Origin of the sequence: Leekyejoonella antrihumi (genome assembly GCF_007845645.1) — a bacterium.
In the GTDB taxonomy this organism is placed as follows: Bacteria; Actinomycetota; Actinomycetes; order Actinomycetales; family Dermatophilaceae; genus Leekyejoonella; species Leekyejoonella antrihumi.
The window spans coordinates 1-10,151 of sequence record NZ_VCQV01000067.1; the positions used below are offsets into that span (position 1 = coordinate 1).

9 protein-coding genes are annotated in these 10,151 nt (G+C 64.5%); 5 read left to right on the forward strand and 4 right to left on the reverse strand.

Translation table 11 applies throughout. The features are described 5' to 3' along the window. Positions 1-113 precede the first annotated feature (113 nt). Positions 114-326 carry a methylmalonyl-CoA mutase family protein gene (locus tag FGL98_RS23880; RefSeq protein ID WP_425461025.1) on the reverse strand — a complete coding sequence of 71 codons (213 nt, stop codon included), beginning with the start codon at positions 324-326 and terminating at the stop codon, positions 114-116. Positions 327-423: 97 nt separating this feature from the next. Here FGL98_RS23880 and FGL98_RS23885 point away from each other — a divergent pair, with 97 nt between their 5' ends. Beyond that, positions 424-1,098, forward strand: a complete 675-nt coding sequence (locus FGL98_RS23885) for a TetR/AcrR family transcriptional regulator (protein WP_146321229.1) — start codon at positions 424-426, stop codon at positions 1,096-1,098. 3 nt (positions 1,099-1,101) lie between these two features. On the opposite strand, the gene FGL98_RS23890 is transcribed toward FGL98_RS23885, so the two are convergent. Genes FGL98_RS23890 through FGL98_RS23900 form a run of 3 tightly spaced genes read right to left on the reverse strand, consistent with a single transcriptional unit; the run spans position 1,102 to position 3,711 of the window. Next, a complete protein-coding gene (locus FGL98_RS23890) occupies positions 1,102-1,782 on the reverse strand; it encodes a GntR family transcriptional regulator (protein WP_146321231.1) in 681 nt (226 codons plus the stop codon). Between the two features lie 34 nt (positions 1,783-1,816). Next, positions 1,817-2,908, reverse strand: coding sequence for a Zn-dependent alcohol dehydrogenase (locus FGL98_RS23895; RefSeq protein ID WP_146321233.1), 1,092 nt, complete (start codon positions 2,906-2,908; stop codon positions 1,817-1,819). Next, on the reverse strand, positions 2,905-3,711 hold the full coding sequence (locus FGL98_RS23900; protein ID WP_146321235.1) for an alpha/beta fold hydrolase: 807 nt from the start codon (positions 3,709-3,711) through the stop codon (positions 2,905-2,907). Before FGL98_RS23900 ends, FGL98_RS23895 begins: the two co-directional genes overlap by 4 nt. A 48-nt stretch (positions 3,712-3,759) precedes the next feature. Here FGL98_RS23900 and FGL98_RS23905 point away from each other — a divergent pair, with 48 nt between their 5' ends. The 4 genes from FGL98_RS23905 to FGL98_RS23920 all read left to right on the forward strand — a co-directional run. After that, positions 3,760-4,584, forward strand: a complete 825-nt coding sequence (locus tag FGL98_RS23905) for a gamma-glutamyl-gamma-aminobutyrate hydrolase family protein (RefSeq protein WP_146321237.1) — start codon at positions 3,760-3,762, stop codon at positions 4,582-4,584. Beyond that, a complete protein-coding gene (gene gabT / locus FGL98_RS23910; RefSeq protein WP_146321239.1) occupies positions 4,575-5,909 on the forward strand; it encodes a 4-aminobutyrate--2-oxoglutarate transaminase in 1,335 nt (444 codons plus the stop codon). Before FGL98_RS23905 ends, gabT begins: the two co-directional genes overlap by 10 nt. Next, positions 5,906-7,345: an NAD-dependent succinate-semialdehyde dehydrogenase gene (locus tag FGL98_RS23915; protein ID WP_146321241.1), complete on the forward strand. Its 1,440-nt coding sequence runs from the start codon at positions 5,906-5,908 to the stop codon at positions 7,343-7,345. Before gabT ends, FGL98_RS23915 begins: the two co-directional genes overlap by 4 nt. 514 nt (positions 7,346-7,859) lie before the next feature. Next, a partial coding sequence (locus tag FGL98_RS23920) for a molybdopterin-dependent oxidoreductase (protein ID WP_146321243.1) occupies positions 7,860-10,151 on the forward strand: 2,292 nt, incomplete at its 3' end.

Below are 10,151 nucleotides of genomic sequence, written 5' to 3' on the forward strand. Positions count from 1 at the left end.
ACCCCGTGCACAAGGAGCGGGCAGGACTGGCCGGATTCTTAGCGCTCTTTTGGCAGGAAACCAGCCACTGACTCGGCAGGTAAACCCCGCCGAAACGGCCTACAAGTAGTCGATCACAGACAATACCGAGCATTGGACTCCCGCGCCGTCCCGAACCCCGCATACTGCCGCATCGTCCACGGCCGACCCGTATACATCGACGGATACACCCCCCGCGTATACGGGTACCCCCCCGGCACCCCAAGCCGGACCACCGGATCGAACCCGGTCAGCGACTCGGCATCGTAAACCGACTCGAACGGCAGGTCGGACTCAGTAGTAGCCATATTCAAACCTCACCTAGACTGAGTCCCAGTTATATGGGATGGAGTCTCAGATGGCAAAGTGTGTCCGCTCAACGGGACAAGTGGAAAGGACTGCGAGATGAGCAGGGCGTCTGCCAGAGACCGCCTCGCAGATGCGGCGTTCGCGCTGTTCGCTGAGTTCGGTTATGAGCAAACCACCGTGGAGGAGATCGCCGAACGGGCAGGGGTCGGCCGGAGCAGCTTCTTTCGCTACTACCGCAGCAAGGAGGACGTGATCTTCCCTGACCACGAGCGGCTGCGGCAGCAGGTGGCGGCCAGGCTGGCGACATCAAACCAGGCCACGGCAATCACGGCGGTGTCCGATGCGGTCCGATTGGTCATGCTCTACTACGTGAGCGAGGGGGAGCGCGCCCGGCACCGCTACCGTTTGACGAGCACCATTCCCGCCTTGCGTGATCGGGAGATCGCGAGCGTGGCCGCCTACCAACGCCTGTTTCGTGAGTTCATCGATGGCTGGATTGATGAAGGCGCGCGGTCGGCCCTTCGTGCCGAGCTGATGGCCGCAACTGTCGTTGCCGCGCACAATCACGTGCTGCGCCGGTACCTACGGGACGAGTGCGCCGACCCCGTGTCTGAGGTGGATGCGGCACTGGATCAGGCCATCGCGCTGTTCGGTGTGGACCCTCGCGCGGTCTCAACCGGCACCACCGTGCTTGCCTTCGAGACTCCAGAGCGCCCCGAGGAGGTCTTTGCTGCCCTTCGGCGCGTGCTCGAGCCGCGCGCAAAGACTTAGGGTTTACCTGGTGCTGTCCGCGATCTCGGCGAGCTGAATCTGCAGTCCATTGGCGATGTGCTCGCGCATGGTCGCGGCCGCCTCATCGCCGGTGCAGCCTTGGATGCCGGCGAGTAGCTCGCGGTGTTCTCGATCCGATTTCAGCAGCGCTTCTTCGGACATCGTGGAGGTGAACAGGTGGACGCTCACCGCTTGGTTCCACAAGAGGTCGAACATGTCCAGCAGGTATGGATTGTCGGTTCGGGCAACGAACTCGCGATGGATGCGCCTGATGGAGTCGTAGTAGTCGGCGGCTGAGTCCAGCGGGACCGACTCTTCCTCGGTGATGACCCGTTCGATTTCCGCGATGTCATCGGCAGTGCCGCGCTCTGCCAGGTAGCGGGCTGCGTCACTTTCGATCGCCCCCCGGGCCCGATAGATCTGCTCGACCTCGGTTGCAGTGGCGTGACGCAGTCGAAAACCAGCACGCCCTGCCCGTTCAAGGACGCGTTCCTGCTCAAGTCGCAGCAGGGCCTCACGAAGCGGCGTACGGCTGATTCCGAGTTCGGTCGCGAGGCGCTCCTGCACCAGGCGCTCGGACGGCCCGATATAACCGGATGCGATCGCATCGATGAGCTGCTCGTACGCGGCGTCGGCCAGCCGACGATGGGGAACGTCGATTCGCCGCATCCCAGACGCCGTCATGCGTTTCACCCCTCCGCGTAGCAAGTCGGCCAGATCAGAGCGTGAAGTCCACGACTGTGCGGATGCCAACTCCCGAGCGCATGGCCTCGAACCCTTCGTTGATCTGGTTCAGCGCGATCCGCTTCGTTAACATATCACCGAGGTTCAGCCGGCCCTGTAGGCAGAGGGAGACGATGCGGGGCATGTCGATCGGGAACCGGTTGGAGCCCATGTCGCAACCCATCAGGCGGCGCTCGGCGACAAAGGGCTGAAATGGCAACGTCAGCACCTCCTGCGGCGACATGAGGCCGACCATCACGGTCAGCCCGCCCTTACGCGTCATCAGCAGCGCAGAGCGCACCAAGTCGGGTTTGCCGACCGCCTCGAACGCCGTGTGGACGCCGCGACCGCTCGTGAGCTCGTGTACGGCGTCGATCGTGTTACTAGTGATCCCTGCATCGATCGTCGCGGTTGCGCCAAGGGTGGATGCGACTGCCAGCCTGGCCGGGTTGACATCGATCGCAATCACGTCCAGCGCGCCGGCCAGGCGCGCGCACTGGATGATCGACAGGCCCACTGCTCCACACCCGATGACGGCGACCGACTCGCCGGGCCTTGTCTGCGCGGTCCGCGTGACCGCTCCGAAACCAGTGATGAGCGCGCAGCCGATCACCGCAGCTTGGTCCAGTGGTAGCTGGGACGAGACTTTGGCCAGGGCATTGCGATGAACGACGATTTGTTCGGCGAATGCGGACAGGTGCATGAACTGGTTGATCGGAGTGCTCGTCGCGTCGGACAGTCTGGGATCTAGGCCTTGGCGCGCGAGTTGGCCGGCGCCCTCACAGATCGAGAGCTGCCCGGACAGGCAGTACTCGCAGTGGCCGCAGAACGCCGACAGGCAGCCGATGACATGGTCGCCCGGTCGAAGGTCGTGGACCGCCGCACCGACCTCAAGCACGACGCCGGCGGTCTCGTGACCCAGGACGGTCGGCATCGGTGTGGCCAGGTGGCCATCGAGGAAGTGCAGGTCGGTGTGACACAGCCCCGATGCGGCGACCTGAACCACCACCTCGTCCGGCTCGGGGGACCCGACTGCCACCTCTTCGATCGCGAGCGCACCACGCTCGCGCAACACCGCGGCCTTCATCGGGCTGTCCGCTTCAGGTGGGCGCGCAGGGCTTGATTGACCGCTATCGGCGCCTCGAGGCTGCTCAGGTGCCCGCAGTCGGGGATGACCGACAAGGTGGCGTGGGGGATGAGCTCGGCCAGGCGCTGTGCATAGGCGACCGGAGTCTCTGGGTCGTGCTCGCCCACGATGACCAGGGTCGGTAACAACATGCCAGGCAGGGCCGACACAGTGTCATGGCCCGCGATCAGTCGGGTGGCGAGCCGAAGCCCGGGTTTCGTTGCCCGTGACATCGCCGCGACGCCACGTGCCGTGGCCTCGGCGGAGAGCCCGGACGCGGTGATGGACTGCACCATCTCGCGGCAGAAGTCCGGCACCGGCGTGGCGTTGATCGTCGCGATCATCGTCGCCGCCCATTCGTCGCTGTTTGCGGCGCTGCCGTTGCCGAACTGCGCCGCGGAATCCAGAATCACCAGGCTCGCGAAGCGTTCAGGGTGCCGTACCGCGCATTCCTGGGCGATCATGCCGCCCACCGACAGTCCCACCAGGTGCGCGGGCTCGGCGATGCCAAGGAAATCGAGCATCCGAACAACCAGATCGGACATCTCGGTCATGCTCGTGTGCTCAGCACTCGGACTCTCGCCGAAGCCAGGCATGTCCCAGGCGATGCAGCGGTGGTTGGCAGACATCGCCGCGAACTGCTCTGACCAGGATGCCGAACTGCCTGCCATGGAATGGAGAAAGACGAGGGGAGGACCCTCGCCGGACTCCACGTGAGATGGCACTTGCGCCGGGGTGGGGGTAGACATCGCACTGAGAGACATGTTGAATACTGTATACGAACGATGGGACCTCCGGAAGGAACACTCGACATGCCAACCGGTCTCGCACGAGCACGCCGTCCATTGATCGCTGTTCCGGCGAGGTTCACGGAGACGGCGTCCGCACTGCGCTTTCGCGGCGAGGTGCTTCCTCGGACCCTTGTGGAGGCCATCTACAGCGCCGGCGGTGAACCCCTTGTTGTGCACCCCGATGCTCCCGGTGGAGCGGAGTGCGACCCGGACGTCGCAGAGCGGTTGGCGTTCGCCGACGGTGTTGTGCTGCCAGGCGGCGGCGACATCTCGCCTACCTGGACCGGGTCGGCCTGGCACGCCACACAGTATGGCGTGGACATCGAACAGGATGGGTTCGACTTGGCGCTGGCCAGGTGGGCCGTCGACGCCGGTATCCCGTTGCTGGCGATCTGTCGCGGCATGCAGGTGCTGAACGTGGCCCTCGGCGGGACGCTTCGCCCGGATATGAACGACCCTGGGCTGGGACTGAAAAGCCATGTTGGCCAGGTTCATCCAGTGACGGTGCTTCCTGGGTCGACCCTGTCAACGGTGGTCGGTGACAATCCGACCGTGTCCTGCTACCACCACCAGTGCGTGAGCACGATCGCACCGAAGCTAAGAGCCGTCGCGACGAGCCTCGACGGAACCGTCGAGGCACTCGAACCGGCCCTCGGTCAGGTCGCCGGCTGGACCCTCGCCGTCCAATGGCACCCCGAGGACACGGCGACAACCGATCCGACCCAGATGCGCCTCTTCGGCGCCCTTGTCAGCGCCGCTCAGCAGGCGGCGCATCCACAGAGTCCAACGCGGCCCGTCTCATCGATGTTCCTCCCAGATCCCGAGAAAGGGACGATATGCCAGTGATTGACCAGCGGCGTGTGTTGAAGACCGAGATCCCCGGGCCACGGTCATGCGCCCTGCATGACCGCAAGGCGGCTGCGGTCGCCGCGGGTGTCGGCTCCACACTTGCCGTCTACGTCTCCGAGGCCGGTGGCGGCATCCTGCGCGACGTCGACGGCAACCAGCTGATCGACTTCGGCTCTGGTATCGCGGTCACCTCGATCGGCAACGCCGCGCCACGGGTAGTCGAGGCCGTCCGGGACCAGGTTGCCGCCTTCACGCACAGCTGCTTCCTCGTCAACCCGTATGAAAGTTACGTCGCGGTGGCCGAACTTCTCAATGAGCTGACCCCGGGCTCGGGTCCCAAACGCACCGCCTTGTTCAACTCGGGTGCTGAGGCTGTCGAGAATGCAGTCAAGATCGCGCGATCCGCGACCGGGCGCCAGGCCGTCATCGCCTTCGAGCACGCCTACCACGGTCGCACTAACCTCACGATGGCTTTGACTGCCAAGAACCTGCCGTACAAGGAGGGGTTCGGCCCCTTCGCGGGAGAGGTCTACCGGATGCCGATGGCGTACCCGTATCGATGGCCGACCGGACCGGACAACTGTGCATCCGAGGCGTTCGCCCAGTTCACCTCGCAGGTTCATACCCAGGTGGGCGAGACCAACTGTGCCGCTGTCGTCGTTGAACCAATTCAGGGCGAAGGTGGATTCATCGTTCCAGCGCCCGGTTTCCTGGCCAATGTTGCAGAGTGGTGCCGTGATCACGGCATCGTGTTCATTGCCGACGAAGTGCAGACCGGCTTCTGCCGCACCGGCGACTGGTTTGCCAGCGAGCACGAAGGGATCCAGCCAGACCTGATCGCAACGGCAAAGGGTATTGCCGGTGGACTACCGCTGGCGGCGGTGACCGGCCGAGCCGACCTGATGGACTCGGTGCACGCAGGTGGTCTCGGCGGCACGTTCGGCGGCAACCCGCTGTCGTGTGTGGCGGCGATCGCATCGATCGAAACCATGCGCGAGCAGGACCTCGCAGGCAGGGCGCGGAGCATCGAGGCCGTCATGCGACGACGGCTCGAAGCGATGGCCGCCACCTTCGACACGATCGGCGATATCAGAGGCCGTGGCGCCATGATGGCCATCGAACTGGTCGAAGCGGGAACCCACAACCCTGCCGCGGAGCGTGCCACCAGAGTTTCGGCCGCGTGTCACCAGCAGGGCCTGATGACGTTGACAGCGGGCACCTACGGCAACGTGCTCCGGTTCTTGCCGCCGCTGGTGATCGGCGACGATCTGCTGAACGAAGGCTTGGACATCCTGGCGGCGGCGTTAGCGGTGCAGTCATGAGCGCCTCCGCATCGATGAACGACGTGATCGCGCGACTGGTGACGCCCCCTGGCCCGGCGGGCAGCTTCGAGGTACGCAACCCCTCGGACGGCACGGTCATCGCTGCTGTACCACGTACGAGCACAACGGACTTGGCCGCGGCGATCAGCGCGGCGCACCGGGCCGGCCCTGGCTGGGCGACGCGGGCGCCCCGCGAGAGATCCGAGGTGTTGCGCCGAGCCTTTGAACTGATGATCACCCGCAAGGAGGACCTCGCCTACCTGATGTCGCTGGAGATGGGCAAGTCGTTGAGCGATGCCCGAAGCGAAGCAACCTATGCGGCCGAGTTCTTTCGGTGGTTTGCCGAGGAGGCGGTCCGGATCGACGGTGCGCTTCGGAGCGCGCCGTCGGGAGCAAACCGGATCCTCACCTTCCGTAGACCGGTCGGGGTCGCGCTGCTCGTGACCCCATGGAACTTCCCCGCGGCGATGGCGACCCGTAAGCTCGCGCCCGCACTGGCCGCCGGGTGCTCCGTGGTGGTCAAGCCGGCTCAAGAAACCCCCCTGACCGTGCTGCTGGTAGCCCAGTTGCTTACCGAGGCCGGCGTGCCGCCGGGCGTGGTGAACGTGGTTATGACCGACCGGGCAAGTGAGCTGGTGACGGAGGCGCTCGCCGATCCACGAGTGCGCAAGCTGTCGTTCACCGGGTCATCGGGCGTGGGCACACAGCTTCTCAAGTTGGCTGCCGACCGCATCGTGAACGCTTCGATGGAGCTCGGCGGCAATGCACCGTTCGTCGTGCTCGATGACGCCGACCTCGACGCGGCAGTCGAGGGAGCAATGCTGGCTAAGATCCGCAACGGCGGGCAGGCGTGCACCGCAGCAAACAGGTTCCTGGTGCAGCAGGACGTCGCCGACCAGTTCGCCGCGAAGCTCGCCAAGCGAATGGGAGAGCTCCGGGTCGGAGCCGGGACGGACGAAGACACCCAGCTCGGTCCGATGGTCAACGCCAAGGCGCTGACCGGCATCGCGGACAAGGTGGATCGTTCGGTTGCCGCTGGTGCCCACCCACTGATCGGCGGGGTACGACTTGCACGACCCGGCTTCTTTTACCCTGCAACGGTACTCACCGACGTTCCGCGGGACTCGCCGGTGGCCACAGAGGAGGTGTTCGGTCCAGTGGCGCCGATCATCCGCGTTCGCGATGAGGACGACGCACTGACGATCGCCAATAGCTCCGAGCTGGGGCTAGCCGGCTACGTCTACACCAGAGATCTTGCCCGCGGCCTACGGGTGTCCGAGCGGCTTGAGGTTGGCATGGTCGGACTCAATCGAGGCTTGATATCCGACCCCGCTGCACCATTCGGCGGTGTCAAGCAATCGGGACTCGGACGGGAAGGTGGCTACGAAGGCATCAATGAGTATTTGGAGACCAAGTACGTTGCCACCGACTGGTAGACCAGCAGATTGAGTCTTGGGCCGAACGCAGACCCTCTTCTGATCCCATTTGTACGCTGCTCGATTCACGGTCCACCCGGGTGGCGAGGGCGGTCACGGTGAGGTAAGACAAACTCGCCAAGACGCGCTTCCGCGCTCGTGGCGGATCAGGTCGATCTCGATGAACCCGGGCGCGGTATCGCCCCGGTCAACCACGTGCGGCTCGGGATCAGCGCGTTGGCCGGGGGTACCGTCCAGCCGCCGAGCGATGTGACCGCGCCGAGCCAACGCGACCTATTGAATACTGAATGCACCGATGATAGAAATGCCCACAGGATCTAGATCGTGAAGGAGCGCAGCAGCGTGTCTGGTTTGGTCACCTCTGCCGCCCGGGCGCAGCCCGACGCGCTATGGCGAGAAGGGCGACTGCTAAAGCCGGACGGCCCACGGCCGCGTATCCGGCGCGCCCGATTGCAGCATTTGCCCACGCACCCGACGCCATTCGGCTCTGCGACGACCTGACCTGGAGCATGCCATGAGCGACGTCGACGCCGAGGCGACGAACCTTCACCCACACACTTCACACTGGGGCACCTACGAAGCGGAGGTGCGCGACGGCGAGGTGGTCGCGGTGCACCCCTTTAAAGGCGACACCAACCCATCGTCACTGCTCGACAACATCCCGGGATCCACGCGGCATCGCGCCCGAATAGCTCAGCCCATGGTGCGAGCGGGCTGGCTGGACGGTGGGCCCGGACCATCGCAACGCCGCGGCAGCGAGCCGTTCGTTGCCGTCGACTGGGCTGAGATTACCGAACGGCTCGCGCAGGAACTGCAGCGTGTGGTTGGCGTCCATGGCGCCGAGGCGATCTACGGCGGCTCCTACGGCTGGGCCAGCGCCGGGCGATTCCACCACGCACAGAGCCAGGTTCATCGCTTCCTCAATGGCCTTGGCGGCTACACCAGTTCGGTCAACACCTACAGTCTCGGCGCCTCCGCGGTGATCCTCCCGCGCGTCGTCGGTGCTTATGGCGACGTATTTCAACGCGCTACCGCGTGGCCAATCATCGCCGAACACACCGACCTTATGGTGTGTTTCGGCGGCATTACGTTGAAGAACCTCGGCGTGAGTCCCGGTGGAGTGTCCCGGCACATCGGGGCCGACTACCTGCACCTCGCCGCGCAGCGCGGTACGGAGTTCGTTCTGTTCAGCCCGCTCCGCGATGATCTTTCTGGCCCGAACGTCACGTGGCATCCTCTGCGACCTGGCACCGACGTGGCAGTCATGCTGGCACTTGCCTACGTCCTCGACAGCCAAGGCTTGCACGATACTGCGTTTCTCGAGCGCTACTGTGAGGGGTACGACCAGTTCGTGCGTTATCTTCGGGGGCTCGATGACGGCCAACCCAAAACGCCGGAGTGGGCCGAGCAGATCTCGGGAATCCCGGCAGACTCGCTCCGGTTGCTCGCGCGTCGGATGGCGGTGCAACGCACGCTGATCACCGTCAGTTGGTCCCTGCAGCGAATCGAGCATGGGGAGCAGGCCCCATGGATGGGTGTCGTGCTGGCCGCCATGCTCGGCCAGATCGGATTGCCCGGAGGCGGCTTTGGCCACGGCTACGGGTCGATGGCCGAAGTCGGGACCGGCAGGCTGCCATTCGGGCTACCCACCCTGCCGCAGAACCGAAATCCGATCTCGACATTCATTCCCGTTGCCCGAGTCTCGGATATGCTGCTGCGTCCAGGCGAAGAGTTTGACTACAACGGTCAGCGCCTCACGTACCCGGACATTCGCCTGGTCTACTGGTGCGGAGGGAATCCGTTCCATCATCATCAAGATATTGGGCGGCTTCGTCGGGCTATCGCCCGACCCGACACGATCGTTGTTCACGACCCCTATTGGACGCCGATGGCCCGACATGCCGACATTGTGCTGCCGTCCACAATATCCTTGGAGCGCGAGGACATCGGCGGTTCGCGAAACGACCCCTGCTTGGTCGCAATGCATCAGGCGATCGCACCCTATGAACAGGCCCGCGACGATTACAGCACCTTCGCGGCCATCGCCGACGCATTGGGCTTCGGGGAGAAGTTCACCGAGGGGAGGACAGCGCGCGAGTGGCTCACGCACCTGTATTCGCAGTGGCAGGAGCGGGTGCGCACCCAGCACGGGTTGGTGATCCCGCCCTTCGAAGAATTCTGGCACGAGGGCTACCTCGAGTTGCCTGCCCCGAACGATGTCGTCCTCCTCGGAGACTTTCGCGCTGACCCCGACGCTCACCCGATTGCCACCCCCAGTGGAAGAATCGAAATCTTCTCGTCCGAGATCGACGCTTTCGGTTATGACGACTGCGTCGGTCACCCGGCCTGGTTTGAGCCGTCAGAGTGGCTTGGGTCAGAGCGAGCGCGGAAATTCCCGTTGCACCTAATCGCGAACCAACCCCGGACTCGCCTACACAGCCAGCTCGACATGGGAAAAGTCAGCCAGGCCTCGAAAGTGCAGGGCCGCGAACCGGTCCGGCTCCACCCGGCGGACGCCGCACACCGCGGTATCGTGGACGGTGATGTGGTCAAGGTCTTCAACGACCGCGGTAGCTGCCTGGCCGGTGCCATCCTCAGCGATGACATGAGCCGCGGGGTAGTCCAACTCTCCACAGGTGCGTGGTACGATCCGATCGATCCATCAGACGTGAACAGCCTCTGCGTGCATGGCAACCCCAACACGCTCACCCCCGATATCGGGACCTCACGACTCGCCCAGGGCTGTTCCGGACAGCACGCTCTAGTTCAGATCGAGAAGTTCGAAGGTCCGCTTCCGCCAATCCGC